A 16,312-nucleotide genomic window follows, 5' to 3' on the forward strand; every position below is an offset into this window, starting at 1 on the left:
TTTGTAAAGCAAAAAATGAACATATGAAAGGCGGAAAGGAATGAGCTATGACAGAACTGCTATTAAAATATTTCCGAACCAAGCAGCAGGAAGTTCAATCAGAGAAAGTTTATGATACACAATGTCCTTTCTGCAGTATGCAATGCAAAAAACAGGTAATTGAACAGTCTATTGTAACAAGGAAGCAATATCGGGTTCTTGGAAAAGCAAATCCTACATCACATGGACGTTTATGTATAAAAGGGTTGAATGCCCATCAGCATGCTCTGCATCCTGAACGCCTTAAATATCCGCTTCATAAAGTGGACGGAAAATTCGAACAGGTGTCATGGGAGAAAGCCATGGGGATTATAAAGGAAAAGTTCCAAGAAATTCAAGCTGAGCATGGATTAAATGCTTTGTCCGTGTATGGCGGAGGCTCTTTAACCAATGAAACAGCTTACCTTCTGGGCAAATTTGCGAGAGTGGCATTAAGGACGAAATATATTGATTATAACGGGCGGTTCTGCATGTCTTCGGCTGCATCAGCTGCCATTCATGCTTTCGGGCTGGACCGGGGAATGACGAATGGATTAAATGATATTCCGCTGGCTGAATGTATCATTCTGGCGGGAACCAATATTGCTGAATGCCAGCCAACACTTCTTCCTTATTTTGAGAAAGCGAAGGAGAACGGCGCTTTTATTGTCGCCATTGATCCGCGGGAGACCGCCACAACTAAAATGGCAGACTTACATTTAAAACCGAAGCCGGGCAGCGATGCAGCCTTGGCAAACGGGATTTTGAAGGTCCTGGTAGAAGAAAAGGAGATTGATCTTCCGTTTATAGAGGCGAGGACAAAAGGATTTGAAGAAATTAAGGCCTATGTAGACACCCTTACGTTAGAAGAAGTTGAAGAATTGACTGGGGTACCTGCCAGTCAAATTAGGAAAACAGCTATTATGTTTGGGAAAGCAGCATCCGGAATGGTTTTTACAGCAAGAGGCGTTGAACAGCAAACAGATGGATACCATACCATCCGAAATTTTTTAAATATTCTTTTAATAACAGGGAAGATTGGTAAGCCTGGAAGCGGCTATGGGGCAATCACTGGACAGGGAAACGGACAGGGAGGACGCGAGCATGGCCTAAAAGCTGATCAGCTCCCCGGTTACCGTTCCATTGAAAATCCAGATCATCGCCATTATATCGCACGTGTTTGGAATATACGCGAAAGTGAATTGCCTAGCAAAGGTGTCTCTGCTTATGAAATGATGAATAAAATCGTGGATGGAGAGATAAAAGGAATGCTATTAATGGGCTCAAATCCAATCGTCTCTAACCCGAATGCAGACTTTGTGAAAAAAGCCCTGGAAAAACTTGATTTTCTTGTTGCTGCCGATATGTTCATTTCAGAAACAGCAATGCTGGCCGATTTGATCCTGCCGGTAACTTCTTATTTGGAAAACGAGGGAACGATGACGAATCTCGAAGGAAGAGTGCTTCTTCGACCGGCAAGCAAGCCGTGTCCTGGAGAAGTAAAACATGATTGGCAAATCATTTGTGAAATTTCCAGAATGCTGGGGAAGGAAGAGTATTTTTCTTTTTCCGGACCAGAAGAAATATTCAATGAGCTAAGAGAAGCCAGCAGAGAAGGTACTGCTGATTATTACGGAATCAATTACGATCGTCTTAAAAAGGGGGAAGGAATTCTATGGCCTTGCCCAGATCCTGGCCATAAAGGAACTGAAAGGCTTTTTGAACATTCCTTTGCCCACGAAGACGGTAAAGCTGTAATGATACCTGTATCTAATACACCTGTGATTGCAAAAGAGGCAACAGATGGGGAATATCCCCTGTACCTTACTACAGGAAGAGTGATATCCCATTATTTAACCGGGGTTCAGACAAGAAAAAGCCCATCACTAGCGGCAAGAAACTTTGAGTCTTTTGCTGAAATTCATCCGGAAACCGCTAAGAAGTTCGGCATTCAGAATAAGTCACTGATTAAGATTAATTCAAAAAGAGGCAGCATTATTGTTAGGAGCCAATGGACAGAAAATATCAGGCAGGATACCATTTTTGTCCCTTTTCATTGGGCTGAAAACCAAAATGTCAATCTCCTGGTCTCGGATCAGCTCGATCCTGTTTGCCGTATGCCAGGTTTTAAAGTTACTGCGGTGAACGTTAGTCACTTAGGAAACCTATAAGTTTAATAAGAGATACTTTATTCTAATAAATTCAAATGATCGGGGAGGCTGTTTTTAAAAATGGATAAGAAGAAATTGGTCCTTGTTGGGAATGGAATGGCTGGTGTCAGGGCAGTGGAAGAAATTTTAAAGATTGCTCCGGAGAAGTTTGAGATTACGATATTTGGAAGTGAGCCCCATCCCAATTATAATCGCATTCTATTATCAAAAGTTTTACAGGGGGATACAGAAATAAAGGATATTACCCTGAATGATTGGGACTGGTATGAGGCCAACAATATTAGATTATACACAGATGAAACGGTGGTGAAGGCAGATCCTGGCAGGAAGGTCGTAATCTCAGATAAAGGAAGAATTGAGCCATATGATGAGCTCATCCTGGCAACGGGATCAGTACCATTCATCCTTCCAATACCGGGAGCTGATAAGGAGGGAGTTACAGCTTTTCGGGACCTGGAGGATACCGATAAAATGCTGCAGGCTTCGAAAAAATATAAAAAGGCGGCTGTCATTGGCGGGGGATTGCTTGGTTTGGAGGCAGCAAGAGGCTTATTAAATTTAGGAATGGAAGTATCTGTGATTCATATCTCCCCTTTTTTAATGGAAAGGCAGCTGGACGAAACAGCAGGAAAGCTATTACAAAAAGAACTTGAAAAACAGGGAATGAACTTTTTACTTGAAAAACAAACACAGGCCATTATCGGAAATGAACGGGTGGAAGGATTGACCTTTAGTGACGGTACTGTGCTGGAAGCTGATTTGGTTGTAATGGCTGTTGGAATCCGTCCGAATACTAAACTTGCACAGGAAAGCGGATTACGAGTGAATCGCGGCATTGTGGTAAATGATTTTCTTGAAACAAGTATTCCAAATATTTATTCAGTCGGAGAATGTGCCGAGCATAATGGTATTCCATATGGTCTGGTCGCCCCTCTATATGAACAGGGGAAAGTGCTGGCCAAACATATTTGCGGTGTGGAAACTTCCCCATATAAAGGTTCTGTTCTTTCAACCCAGCTCAAAGTATCAGGTGTCGAAGTATTCTCTGCAGGAGATTTTTTGGAAGATAAAGAGAAAAAAGCCTTAAAAATATTTGATGATCATGAAGGAGTCTATAAGAAAATAGTCTTTCGTGGAAATCAGATCGTAGGAGCGGTCCTTTTTGGAGACAGCCAGGAAGGAAATCGTCTTTTCTCACTGATTAAAAAGCAGGCCGATATCTCTGAAACTGCAAAGGTCTCCCTATTACAGCCTGTTGGCCAGGATACGGGAGATAGCCTGGTCGCCGAAATGAGCAGCGAAGAAATAGTGTGCGGATGCAATGGTGTTTCAAAAGGCACGATTATTGAAGCCATTCAAGCTGAAGGATGCACAACAGTAGATCAAATTAAAGCCTGCACAAGCGCTTCCCGTTCCTGCGGAGGCTGTAAACCGCTGGTAGCTGATTTGCTTCAGAATACGCTTGGAGCAGAGTTTGATGGAAGCATCCAAAAGGAAGCGATTTGCAGTTGTACTTCATTATCGAGGGATGAAGTAGTTGAAGGAATACGATCAAAAGGGCTCACCCATGTAAAGGAAGTAATGAATGTCCTGGGCTGGGTCTGTGAAGAAGGCTGTTCCAAATGCCGTCCAGCCATCAATTATTATTTGGGAATGGTCCATCCAACCCGATATGAGGATGAACGGGAATCTCGTTATGTAAATGAAAGAATGCATGCCAATATACAAAAAGACGGCACCTATTCGGTGGTTCCAAGGATGTACGGCGGAGTGACAAATTCGAATGACTTGCGCAAGATTGCCGATGTCGTTGATAAATATGATATTCCATTAGTAAAGGTAACCGGGGGCCAACGGATTGATTTATTCGGTGTAAAAAAAGAAGATTTGCCTAAAGTATGGTCCGACTTGGATATGCCATCAGGCTATGCTTATGGAAAGTCGCTTCGCACTGTCAAAACTTGTGTCGGCGAGCAATTCTGCCGTTTCGGAACCCAGGATTCAATGGGTGTTGGGGTAGCATTGGAAAAGAAATTTGAAGGATTGCAGACTCCCCATAAAGTCAAAATGGCGGTATCCGCTTGCCCAAGAAGCTGTGCTGAGTCAGGGTTCAAGGATATCGGTTTTATTGGCATAGACGGAGGCTGGGAAATCTATGTTGGCGGCAATGGGGGCACCCATGTAAGAGGGGGAGATTTGCTTTATAAAGTGAAGACAGATGAAGAATTGATGGAACTCACAGGTGCTTACCTTCAATACTACAGAGAAACGGCCAGTTATTTGGAACGCACCTCCGCGTGGGTGGAACGTGTAGGTCTGGCGCATATCCAGTCGGTGCTGGATGATAAAGAGAAGCGCGAAGAATTAAATGCCCGAATGGATGAGGCGCTATCAGTATACAAAGATCCTTGGAAAGAGATTATCAATAACAATAAAACAAAAAATGAGTTATTTGAAAGTCTTGTAAGATCATAAATCATAGGATTGGAGGAGTTTCTATTGTTAAATAAAAGTGTTGTCAAGGTTCTGATAGGCTCTATACATGAATTGCCAGAGAAACTGGGAAAAACGGTGAAAGTCGGTGGAACTGATATTGCCGTGTTCAGATTATCTAATGGCAAGATCCGTGCAATAGAAAATAGATGTCCCCATAAAGGCGGTGTACTGACTGAGGGCTTGGTCAGCGGAGATTCTGTTTTTTGCCCCATGCATGATTGGAAAATTTGTCTGGAAGACGGCAAAGTGCAAGCTCCAGATACAGGGTGTGTTCAAACTTATAAAACAGTTGTTGAGAATGGTACAGTCTATCTTATAATAGAAGAATAAAAGAAGATTAGGCTGGAGGTTTTTGGATGAAAAAGCTGGAGGGAAAGCGAATTGCTCTTCTTGGATCAAGAAAAATAGAAGAAATAAGCAAAATTGTTGAAAATCTGGGGGGTATCGCTGTTAGCAGGCCTGCACAAGGTACATCTTTGCGTGTAGATACCAAATTAAAAGACCATATACAACGGATTACAGCAGGCGAGTTTGATTGGATTATCTTTACCACTGGTATAGGTGTGGACACCTTGTATAATACAGCTTTAGAAATGGGATTGGGAGAAGAGTTTATTGGGACTCTTCATAATACAAGAATTGCAGCACGAGGCTATAAAACGGTTAATTTGCTAAAAAAGCTGGGACTATCACCTGAAGTCCGGGATGACGATGGAAGTACCGCGGGGCTGGTACGCAGCCTAGCAGCTTATTCTTTGGAGAAAAGCAATGTGGCTCTTCAGCTTCATGGCGACCCTGCACCTAAGCTTATTCAGTGGCTGGACAAACAGCATGCTCAATATGAAGAAATTCTTCCATATATCCACAATCCGCCGGAAACGGAAGTAATGGAAAGACTTCTATCTGAGCTGGTTGAAGGAAAACTGGAAGCGGCGGTTTTTACGAGTACTCCACAGGTACGTCATTTAATTCAATTTGCACGTAAACAGGATGCCGAAAATCAATTGAAAAGGGCTTTCTCCGATAAAGTTATTGCTTTGGCAGTCGGTAAGGTAACCGCACAAGCTTTATATGATGAAGGAATAAATCGTGTGATTTTCCCCAAGGTGGAAAGAATGGGCAGTGCTATAGTAGAACTGGCCAATTACTACCAGATGAACACCGGCGATTAAAAAGAAGACAAAGGGGTGGGGACTTGAAAAAAGGTAAGGTATTTCTTGTAGGAGCAGGTCCTGGGGATGAAGGCTTGATGACAATTAAAGGGTTAAAAGCAATTCAGCAAGCAGATGTTATTTTATATGACCGGCTTATAAATCCCAGATTATTAGAGTATGCCCCTTCCCATTGTGAGTTGATTTATTGCGGGAAATTTCCGCAGCAGCATTTACTTAAACAGGAATTAATCAATGATTTTCTCATACAAAAAGCAATGGACGGATGCAGCGTGGTCCGCTTAAAAGGCGGTGACCCGGGAGTTTTTGGCAGAGTCGGCGAGGAAGCCGAAGTGCTTGTAACAAATGAAATTCCATTTGAAATTGTTCCGGGAGTATCCTCCGGAATTGCGGCACCTTTATACGCAGGCATCCCTGTTACACATCGCGAATATGGTGTTTCCTTTGCGGTGGTAACTGCGCATGACAAATCGAAAGAAGGGAAGCCCAATATCGATTGGGCCGGATTAGTTGCTAGTGTCGATACCATTGCCTTTTATATGGGTGTATCCAACATCTCCTTTATTGCTGAAAATCTTATCATGCATGGAAAACCGGAAGAAACCCCGGTTATTCTTATCCAATGGGGGACGTATGGAAGGCAGCAGACAGTGCAAGGAACACTGGGGAATATTGCAAAAAAAGTGAAGGAGACAGGAATTAAAAATCCTGCTATTACTTTAGTTGGTGATATTGTTTCAGTAAGGGATAAATTAAAATGGTTTGAAAAAAAGCCTTTGTATGGAAGGCAAATTCTTTTAGCACGTACCGGTACCGCTAAAAGCCCTGTAGCGGAAATGTTAAAAGATCAGGGTGCAGATGTCATTGAATTTCCGAAGTGGGCTAAAAAAGAAGTTCAGGTAAATGAAACCATCCTTAATCAATTATTTATGTATGAGCGGATTTTATTCACCTCGCCTGAGAGCATCAATGAGTTTTTTGATTTATTGATTAGCAGAAAAATAGATATTAGAAACCTGCACGCAACCATTTACTGTTTGTCTAAAAAATCGTTAAAGGTCTTAATGGAGCATGGATTATCTGGTCATCTGGCGGATGATATAAATCATTGCGGAGGGCTTTTAATTATTGGTAACCGGAAAATGGATGAAAATAGAGGCTATTATCTTGACCGTTATGGAAAACATGATATTTTCCAGACCAGCGAAACAATCCTAGATGAAGCTTTTGTTCCTGTGGTAAAAAATATGCTTATGGAAGCTTCCCTTGATACAATCGTATTTCCAAGCAGTTCCTCTGTGGATGCCTTTATCGAAAATGGAAGTCCATATGGTATAGTGGCACAAGACATCTTAAAAAACTTAACGATAGTTTGCATGGGAAGCAGTTCAGAGAAGCGAATCAGGGAGTTTGGGTTTGAGCCCGATTCTATCCCTGCAGAACCATGTGCATCCAAGTTGCTGGAGGTATTAATTCTAAATAAAATGCGGGAAAAAGTTATATGAACATTATAAAACGATAAATGGTTTCTATTCCGGCCCATACAAAAATGGGGCCGGTTTTTTTACTTTTGATTATGAGGTTAAAAGCTACTTTAAATTATTTCACATTTTTTTCACCAAATTATATTGAAAGGGTTTTCACCTCGTGCTATTATTACTTACGTAAACGTTTTCGTCAAAATCAAAAAAGCAGATCAAAGTAGGTGGGATATGTCCTATACCATCAAAGATGTTGCCAAGAAAGCAAATGTTTCTATTGCAACGGTTTCAAGAATCTTGAATGGCCAAGGCGGCTACTCGGAAAAAACCAAATCAAAGGTTTTGCAAGTAATTGAAGAGCTGGGCTACCAGCCAAATGCGGTCGCAAGAGGATTGATTAATAAAAGAACCCATACTATCGGCGTTTTGTTTCCTAAATTATCCAGTTCCCTTGTTACAGATTTACTTGATGGAATTGAAAAGGCCGCAAATGATAACGGTTCCAGTGTAATCGTCTGCCATACAGAATCAAATGGTGAAAAAACGATAAAATACCTTCAATTACTAATTGAAAAGCGTGTAGATGGGATCATTTTCGCAAGTGAAATTTTAAAAGAGGAATATTATCAGTACATTACCAAATCAAAGATGCCGCTGATCCTTCTCTCAACTGAGTCTTATGCCTATTCAGTTCCGTTTGTGAAGGTAAATGATTATCATGCTTCTTACTCAGCTGCTAAGTATTTAATGGATAAGGGCCATACAAAGATTGGGATGATCAGCGGAAACAAAGAGGATATAATCGCCGGGAAGCCGAGGATAGAAGGGTTTCAAAAAGCTCTGTCAGACCACAATATTCCCCTGGATGACCGAAATATTGTTTTTAGCAGAGGGTTTACATTTCCTGACGGAGTCGAAGGCCTAAAGAAATTACTGGACCAATTTCCAGATGTAACGGCAATATTTGGAGCCAGTGATGAGATTGCCATCGGTGCATTATCTGCAGCCTACCAGCTGGGAATAAAGGTACCTGAAGATCTGTCGGTTATGGGGTATGATAACTTGCAGCTAGCCGAAATGTCTATTCCGCCGCTGACTACTGTTGGACAGCCGCTGGCCAAAATGGGTGAAACAGCAGCTAAAATGCTATTAAAAATGCTGGAAACAGGTGAAGTACCTGAAAGCAGAATAATGCCTCATAAAATCATTGAAAGATTGAGTGTGAAAGAGAGGAAATAAGAACTCTCTTTTTCTTAGATCATTTACGTAAACGTTTACGTAAATAAGCCAAAACCATTACCAATTAGGGGGAAAAAACATGTTTAAAAAAATGACTGCATGTGTGATGGCTTTATCATTGGGTGCCTCTTTATTAGCGGGATGCTCTTCAGGCGGTGCCGATGACGGGAAGGTAACACTTGAGCTTTTCTCAAACAAAGTTGAAAGCATTGATACATATAAGGGATTGATTAAAGAATTCGAAGCACAAAATCCTGATATTAAAATTAAGCTGGATGCACCGCCTGAAGCTGAAACCGTATTAAAAACACGTCTTACTAAAAATGACCTTCCTGATATCATGTCCATCGCAGGAAATGCTACTTACGGTGAATTAGGCCGTGCAGGTGTTCTGAAGGATTTTTCAGGAACTGACCTGGCAAAGACCGTACAGCCATCTTACATTGATATGGTAAATCGTTTGGTTGGACCTGAGGGAGAGGGAACTTATGGCCTTCCATACGCAACGAATGCGAATGCAGTTATCTACAATAAAGCAAAATTTGAAGAGCACGGACTTGAAGTTCCAGCAACTTGGGATGAATTTATCGCCAGCCTTGAAAAAGTGAAAGCAGCAGGAGATACACCTATTTACTTTACTTTAAAGGATGCATGGACAGGCATGATTGCTTGGAATTCCCTTGGTGCAAATGTTGCCGGTGAAGATTTTGCAGAAAAGAAAAATGCCGGAGAAGCAACATTCGTGGAAAACTATGATGAAGTGGCAGACAAAATGGCTGCCTTAGTCCAATATGGCCACAAAGATAATATGGGAGTTGCTTATGGCGATGGAAATAATGCATTTGCCAACGGAAAATCTGTTTTCTATCTTCAAGGAAACTGGGCAATTCCTGAAATCTTAAAAGCAAATCCTGAAATGGAGCTTGGTGTATTCCCAATGCCGGTAACAAATGATCCTGAACAAAACAAACTCGTTTCTGGTGTTGACGTTCTTCTAGCGGTTAGTGAAGAGACTGAACACAAAGAAGAAGCCATGAAATTTGTTGAATTTATGATGACAAAAGAAACCGCTCAAAAGTACATTGATGAGCAAAAGGCATTCTCCGCCATTGAAGGCGTATATCAGGAAAACCCTGTTTTTGAGGGCATCAAAGCTAACTTTGAAACTGGAGCGATTACAAGCTTCCCGGATCACTACTATCCAGCAGGCATGGGGGCTGAAAACCTGGTTCAGGAATTCTTAATCAAGAAAGATAAAGAGAAGTTCTTGAAAAAAATGGACAGCGAGTGGGAAAAAGTCCAAAATCGCTAATGGCTAGGAGCCAGGGGGTCTTACGGGATTCCCTGGCTTTCTAAAAACTTTAAATCCTCTCAAGTTAGACTTTGTCTAGCTCCAGGCGCATTGCGCTTTTCAAAAAGGCTATGTTAAAGCTCATTTATGATTTTGGCACCCTGTTGATTGGAGCGGAAATCGACTGGCAAGTTTAACAGAGCCTTAAAAAAGGAGTTGTCATAATGAAAAAGAAAAATAGTGTGTTTCTCATCATAACGATACCTGCCTTTCTCCTTTTCTTCATTTTTCATAGTTATCCGGCCTTGCAAGGGATTTTTTACAGCTTTACGGATTGGAAAGGGTATGGAGATTGGAGCTTCGTTGGATTAAAGAACTACCTGAATGTTTTTAAAGATGGGCGTGCAGGGGATGCTTATCTATTTACCTTTAAATTTGCTATTTTATCTACCATTCTGGTAAATATAATTAGTCTTTTGGTTGCCATCGGGCTTAACTCGAAAATTAAATTTCACAAAACACTTCGGGCCATCTATTTTTTACCTTATATTCTTAGTATTTTAATTGTTGGCTTTATCTTTAATTTTATTTTTGCGCATTTTCTTCCGCAGATTGGTGATGCATTTGGATGGGAGTTTTTGACCCGAAATATTCTAGGAAATCCGGATTTGGCCTGGATCGGAATAGTCATCGTGGCAGTATGGCAAGCTGTTTCTTTTAATACGATTTTGTACCTTGCTGGTCTCGTTACGATATCAGAAGATTTATATGAAGCTGCAAGTATCGACGGTGCAGGTGTTTGGACAAAGTTCTGGAAAATTACATTTCCGCTGATTGCTCCTTTCTTTACGATTAATATGGTACTGTCACTTAAAAACTTCCTGATGGTGTTCGACCAGATTGTTGCCTTAACAGGCGGAGGCCCAGGAAAGTCAACAGAATCCATCTCCTTGCTTATTTACCGTGGAGGATTCGAAGGAGGAGAATTCGCGTATCAATCAGCGAATGCTGTTATTTATTTTATCGTTATCATTGTCTTCTCTATCATTCAATTAAAATTCTTAAATAAAAGAGAGGTGGAAAACTAATGAATCGCAAAAAAACAAGCTGGCTGGTCACCACTCTCTTAATTTTAGGTTCATTACTTATTCTTTTTCCACTATATTTAACGATCACAATCGCCTTCAAAACACCGCCTGAAATGGCCGGCAATTTATTGGCGCTTCCAAAATCATGGTCGTTTGATAACTTTGCAAAAGCAATTGAAATGACTAATTTTTTCAATGCATTTAAAAACAGTGCGTTTGTTACAATTTTTGTTGTCATCTTTACAGTGCTGACAAATTCGCTTGTTTCCTACGCCATTGCACGGAATCTTCATAAGAAATTTTATAAGTTTTTATACTTCTATTTTTTAAGTGCGATGTTTATTCCTTTTCCAATTATCATGCTTCCGCTTGTAAAACAGACAAGTGCCTGGGGAATGGATAACCTGGTAGGTTTAATTATTTTGTATATTGTTTTCAATTTATCCTTTAACGTGTTTATCTATATTGGCTATATTAGAGCCATCCCAGTTGAGTTGGAAGAAGCAGCAATCATGGATGGTGCAAGCACTTGGGGAGTATTCTGGAAAGTTATTTTCCCTCTGCTTGCGCCAATGAATGCCACGGTAGCCATTATTACCAGCCTGGGTGCCTGGAACGACTTTATGCTTCCGCTCGTTTTGCTGAGTGACCGGGAAATGGCGACATTGCCGCTTGTCCAGTATATTTTCCAGGGTCAATTCAGCACAGATTATAATCTTGCATTTGCTTCCTATTTAATGGCACTTGCTCCAATGATTATCGTGTACATTTTTGCCCAGAAGTGGATTATTAGCGGTGTTATGAAGGGTTCGATAAAATAACTAGTCACTTAAGAAGTGGCTATGATTATGTTAATAATTTATAATGGCACCCTGTTGATTGGAAAGGAAGGCACTAATCCCGCGAAAATGCCTTCGCATTTTCTTCGTGCGGTGTTAACTCGGAGAAGCTTATTCAATATCCTGCGGGAGAAGCGTACCAAGGGAGACCCCGCAGGCGGGTAAGCACCGAGGAGGCTCCCGGTAGCCCGCTGTTCGCTGAGTGCCTGTAGTGGAAATCAACAGGTCCCATCCAACAGAGCCTTATTGTAATAGAATTTATATTTGATCGGAGTTGTAACAATTGAACAAAACATGGTGGAAAGAAAGCGTCATTTATCAAATCTATCCAAGAAGCTTTAACGATTCCAATGGGGACGGAATTGGCGATATTAACGGAATCACAGAAAAAATACCATACTTAAGAGAACTGGGGATTGATGTGATTTGGCTATCTCCTGTTTACAAGTCACCAAATGATGATAATGGCTACGACATCTCCGATTACCGGGATATCATGAACGAATTCGGAACGATGCAGGACTTTGACCGTATGCTGGCTAAAGCTCATGAATTCGGGATTAAAATCATGATGGATCTGGTTGTTAATCACTCAAGCGATGAACATAACTGGTTCCAGGAATCACGCAAATCCAAAGATAACCCGTACAGAGATTATTATATTTGGAAAAAGACAGACACTGGAGAGCCTCCAACCAACTGGGGCGCTGCGTTTGGAGGAAGTGTATGGGAATATGATGAACAAACAGGCGAATATTATTTGCATCTTTTCAGCAAGAAACAGCCTGATCTCAATTGGGAAAACCCTGTTCTAAGAACTGAAGTTTATGAAATGATGCGCTATTGGCTCGATAAAGGCATTGATGGGTTCAGAATGGATGTCATTAATTTCATTTCCAAAGATACAAGCTATCCGCAGGGAGAAATTCGTGAAGGTCATAAGTATGGCGACGGAAGCAAGTATTATATGAATGGACCAAGAATCCACGAATTTCTGAAGGAAATGAATAAAGAAGCACTTAGTGATTATGATACGATTACAGTCGGTGAGATGCCGGGGGTAACGGTTGAAGAAGGCAAGCTTTACACAGGGGAAGACCGCAAAGAGTTAAATATGGTGTTCCATTTTGAACATGTCGGGCTAGGTGACGGCCAATACGGCAAATGGGATCCCCGTCCATGGAAACTAACGGAACTAAAAGAAATTTTCACAAAGTGGCAAAAGGGTCTTGAAAATGATGGCTGGAATAGCTTGTACTGGAGCAACCACGACCAGCCGCGGGCCATTTCCAGATGGGGAAATGACTCCGATGAATATCGTGTTGTTTCAGGGAAGATGATTGCTACCTGCCTTCATATGATGCAGGGCACCCCATATATTTACCAGGGTGAAGAAATCGGCATGACGAACGTCAAGTTCAATGATATCAACGATTACCGTGATATTGAAACATTAAATGCATACCGTGATCTAACTCCGGATTCATTGACCCACGAAGAAATTTTTAAAGGAATCCATGAGCGGAGCCGTGATAATGCCAGAACACCGGTCCAATGGGATAACAGCCCTAATGCAGGCTTTACAGCTGGAACGCCTTGGATTAATGTAAATCCTAATTATGAAGAGATTAATGCAGAAGCTGTATTAAAAGATGAAGAATCAATCTTCCATTATTATAAAAAGCTCATTCAATTAAGAAAGCAAAATGAAGTGATTGTGTATGGGAAATTTAACTTAGTCATGGAGGAAGATGAGCAAATCTTTACGTTTACAAGAACACTTGGCGAAGACCAGCTGCTTGTCATGTGCAATTTCAGCGGGGAAACTCCTGTTTTTAAGCTGCCGGAGACTTTAAGTTATTCTTCTAAAGCATTATTGATCTCAAATCTAAATGTAAATGAAAATGAATCAATTGATGAATTAACGCTTAAGCCTTATGAGGCAAGAGTCTATCGATTAAAGAAATAATGAGAGGGCCTGTGGAGGGCCCTTTTTTAGAGTACATTATGAAAATTGGCACTCTGTTAATTGCAGCGGAAGGCACGGGATCCTCGAAAGTGCATTTGCATTTCCTTTTTGCGGTGTTTACTCAGGGACGCTTATTCAATGTCCTGCGGGAGAAGCGAGTTATAGGGAGACCCTGCAGGCTTAGTGCTTGAGGAGGTTCCCGACTACCCGGAGCGGAAATTAACAGACCTAGTTTAACAGCGCTTTTTACAAATGAATTTGTTATAAAAGAGGTGTCCCTGTGAATAAAAAGTGGTGGAAAGAAGCGGTTGTTTATCAAATTTACTGGAGAAGCTTTTTCGATTCCGATGGAGATGGCTATGGTGATTTAAAAGGGGTAATGGAGAAGCTCGATTATATTAAGGATCTTGGCATTGATGTGATCTGGCTTAATCCATTTTATAAATCCCCTGACCGAGATAATGGCTATGATATCTCGGACTATTATGATGTGATGGATAAAGCAGGAGATATGGCGATTTTTGAAGAGTTGATCCAGGAAATCCATAGCCGCGGTTTAAAGGTGATCATGGATCTCGTCGTCAACCATACATCTGATCAGCATCCATGGTTTGCTGAATCCCGTTCTTCAAAAGATAACCCGAAAAGGGATTGGTATATTTGGGAAGATCCAAAGGACGGCAAGGAGCCGAATAACTGGCGTTCCTATTTTGCGCCATCTTGTTGGGAGTGGGATGAGCAAACAGGCCAATATTATTATCATTCCTTTGCGGTAGAGCAGCCGGACCTTAATTGGAGAAACCCTGAACTTCGAAATGAAATTTATAAAATGATGAGATTTTGGCTTGATAAAGGGATTGATGGCTTCAGAATGGATGTTATTAATCTCCTGGCTAAAAAAGAAGTTTTTTCAGATGCTGAGAATCCAAACAATATCAGCTATTTGGCCAATAACCCTGGTATTCATGACTATCTTCAGGAAATGCACAGGGAGGTTCTACAGCATTATGATGTCATGACAGTCGGCGAGATTCCATTTGTCTCTCCTGAGGAAGGATTACTTTATGTAGATGAGAGCCGGAATGAGCTGAATACTTTATTCCATTTCCAAGTAGCAGATGATATGCCAACCTGGAATATGCTTCGGTATAAGGAAATCCAATCAAGCTGGTATGAAGGCCTTAAGAAAAGGGGCTGGAATTCGCAATTTCTTAACAATCATGACCACACAAGACAAGTGACCCGCTACGGAAATGATCGTAATTACCGTGTTCAATCTGCCAAGCTGTTAGCAACAATGATTCATACACTGCCTGGAACTCCTTATATTTTTCAGGGAGAAGAGATTGGAATGACGGGTGTCCGATTTGATTCCATTGAGGATTACAATGACATTGCCATGAAGAATAAATACCAGGAAGAAGTATCAAAAGGTCGCGACCCGCAAGAGGTTTTTGAAAGCTTGCTTTTACTGAGCCGTGATAATTCCAGAACGCCTATGCAATGGAATGATGCTCCACAAGCAGGTTTTTCAAGTGGGGAACCATGGATTAAGGTGAATCCAAACTACAAGGAAATTAATGTGGAAGCTGCTCTAAATGACCCTGATTCCGTCTACTTTTATTATAAAAAACTAATTGCCTTAAGAAAAGAAAACGACGTAATGGTGTACGGAGACTATAAGGATTTACTGCCTGATGATGAACATTTATATGTCTATTCACGTTCTTACAAGGATGAAACATGGCTGATTGTCCTGAACCATTGTGACGGAGAACAGGCAGTCACATTGGATGGCTTTACTAACAGGAAGCTTATCCTCTCTAATTATCAGCGTGACTTGGAAAAAGACGAAGAAATACTGTTTCCGCATGAAGCTAGAATTTACCAAATCACAAAATAAGCAAATGAAAAGGGGACTGGAAACAGTTCTCTTTTTCTTTGCTTGAAACAATTACATAAATCTATATTGAAAAAAATTCAAATGCATATTGGAAGAATGGTTTTAGGGCGATTCGGAGGGAACACTTTTGCAGGACAATATAAAAATGAAGACGGCTGCCTGCTACGGGCAAGTGAAAAATAGCTAAGGTAAGAGGAAAATGGTAGTTAATCGAACAGAATAACGACGAAACAGGCCAAGTTAAGAGGAAAACGGTAGTTAATCGAATAGAATAACGACGAAACTGGCTAAGGTAAGAGGAAAATGGTAGTTAATCGAAGAGAATAACGACGAAACTGGCTAAGGTAAGAGGAAAATGGTAGTTAATCGAACAGAATAACGACGAAACTGGCTATGGAAGAGGAAAATGGTAGTTAATCGAACAGAATAACGACGAAACAGGCTAGGGTAAGAGGAAAATGGTAGTTAATCGAACAGAATAACGACGAAACAGGCCAAGTTAAGAGGAAAACGGTAGTTAATCGAAGAGAATAACGACGAAACTGGCTAAGGTAAGAGGAAAATGGTAGTTAATCGAACAGAATAACGACGAAACTGGCTAGGGTAAGAGGAAAATGGTAGTTAATCGAACAGAATAACGACGAA

General features: G+C 41.0%; 11 protein-coding genes. All 11 read left to right on the top strand.

The features are described 5' to 3' along the window. Nucleotides 1–47: 47 nt before the first annotated feature. Nucleotides 48–2,189, top strand: coding sequence for an assimilatory nitrate reductase catalytic subunit NasC (gene nasC, locus DFO73_RS17550; protein ID WP_110066010.1), 2,142 nt, complete (start codon nucleotides 48–50; stop codon nucleotides 2,187–2,189). Between the two features lie 60 nt (nucleotides 2,190–2,249). Next, nucleotides 2,250–4,664, top strand: coding sequence for a nitrite reductase large subunit NirB (nirB, locus tag DFO73_RS17555; protein WP_110066011.1), 2,415 nt, complete (start codon nucleotides 2,250–2,252; stop codon nucleotides 4,662–4,664). 24 nt (nucleotides 4,665–4,688) lie between these two features. Next, the gene (nirD, locus tag DFO73_RS17560; protein WP_110066012.1) at nucleotides 4,689–5,015 is read left to right on the top strand and encodes a nitrite reductase small subunit NirD; all 327 of its coding nucleotides are present in this window, start codon (nucleotides 4,689–4,691) and stop codon (nucleotides 5,013–5,015) included. Between the two features lie 26 nt (nucleotides 5,016–5,041). Then, a complete protein-coding gene (locus tag DFO73_RS17565; RefSeq protein WP_110066013.1) occupies nucleotides 5,042–5,857 on the top strand; it encodes a uroporphyrinogen-III synthase in 816 nt (271 codons plus the stop codon). A 23-nt stretch (nucleotides 5,858–5,880) separates the two neighbouring features. Beyond that, on the top strand, nucleotides 5,881–7,362 hold the full coding sequence (gene cobA, locus DFO73_RS17570; protein ID WP_110066014.1) for a uroporphyrinogen-III C-methyltransferase: 1,482 nt from the start codon (nucleotides 5,881–5,883) through the stop codon (nucleotides 7,360–7,362). A 207-nt stretch (nucleotides 7,363–7,569) separates the two neighbouring features. Beyond that, on the top strand, nucleotides 7,570–8,577 hold the full coding sequence (locus tag DFO73_RS17575; RefSeq protein WP_110066015.1) for a LacI family DNA-binding transcriptional regulator: 1,008 nt from the start codon (nucleotides 7,570–7,572) through the stop codon (nucleotides 8,575–8,577). Between the two features lie 79 nt (nucleotides 8,578–8,656). Further along, nucleotides 8,657–9,889 (top strand): ABC transporter substrate-binding protein, encoded by a 1,233-nt coding sequence (locus DFO73_RS17580; RefSeq protein ID WP_110066016.1) that lies wholly within the window; start codon nucleotides 8,657–8,659, stop codon nucleotides 9,887–9,889. A 203-nt stretch (nucleotides 9,890–10,092) separates the two neighbouring features. Next, entirely contained in the window at nucleotides 10,093–10,956 is an 864-nt protein-coding gene (locus tag DFO73_RS17585) for a carbohydrate ABC transporter permease (RefSeq protein ID WP_110066017.1), read from the top strand. Further along, nucleotides 10,956–11,777, top strand: a complete 822-nt coding sequence (locus tag DFO73_RS17590) for a carbohydrate ABC transporter permease (protein WP_110066018.1) — start codon at nucleotides 10,956–10,958, stop codon at nucleotides 11,775–11,777. Before DFO73_RS17585 ends, DFO73_RS17590 begins: the two co-directional genes overlap by 1 nt. A 301-nt stretch (nucleotides 11,778–12,078) precedes the next feature. Next, on the top strand, nucleotides 12,079–13,764 hold the full coding sequence (locus DFO73_RS17595) for a glycoside hydrolase family 13 protein (protein ID WP_110066019.1): 1,686 nt from the start codon (nucleotides 12,079–12,081) through the stop codon (nucleotides 13,762–13,764). Nucleotides 13,765–14,044: 280 nt separating this feature from the next. Further along, nucleotides 14,045–15,667, top strand: coding sequence for a glycoside hydrolase family 13 protein (locus DFO73_RS17600; RefSeq protein WP_110066020.1), 1,623 nt, complete (start codon nucleotides 14,045–14,047; stop codon nucleotides 15,665–15,667). The last annotated feature ends 645 nt before the right edge of the window (nucleotides 15,668–16,312 follow it).

Origin of the sequence: Cytobacillus oceanisediminis, assembly GCF_003182355.1 — a bacterium.
GTDB classification, from domain to species: domain Bacteria; phylum Bacillota; class Bacilli; order Bacillales; family Cytobacillaceae; genus Cytobacillus; species Cytobacillus oceanisediminis_A.

Excerpts from the sequence above, each read along its gene's own strand:
- nasC (WP_110066010.1), top strand. The coding sequence starts at position 48 with ATGACAGAACTGCTATTAAAATATTTCCGAACCAAGCAGCAGGAAGTT.
- nirB (WP_110066011.1), top strand. The coding sequence starts at position 2,250 with ATGGATAAGAAGAAATTGGTCCTTGTTGGGAATGGAATGGCTGGTGTC.
- DFO73_RS17565 (WP_110066013.1), top strand. The coding sequence starts at position 5,042 with ATGAAAAAGCTGGAGGGAAAGCGAATTGCTCTTCTTGGATCAAGAAAA.
- DFO73_RS17575 (WP_110066015.1), top strand. The coding sequence starts at position 7,570 with ATGTCCTATACCATCAAAGATGTTGCCAAGAAAGCAAATGTTTCTATT.
- DFO73_RS17580 (WP_110066016.1), top strand. The coding sequence starts at position 8,657 with ATGTTTAAAAAAATGACTGCATGTGTGATGGCTTTATCATTGGGTGCC.
- DFO73_RS17585 (WP_110066017.1), top strand. The coding sequence starts at position 10,093 with ATGAAAAAGAAAAATAGTGTGTTTCTCATCATAACGATACCTGCCTTT.
- DFO73_RS17590 (WP_110066018.1), top strand. The coding sequence starts at position 10,956 with ATGAATCGCAAAAAAACAAGCTGGCTGGTCACCACTCTCTTAATTTTA.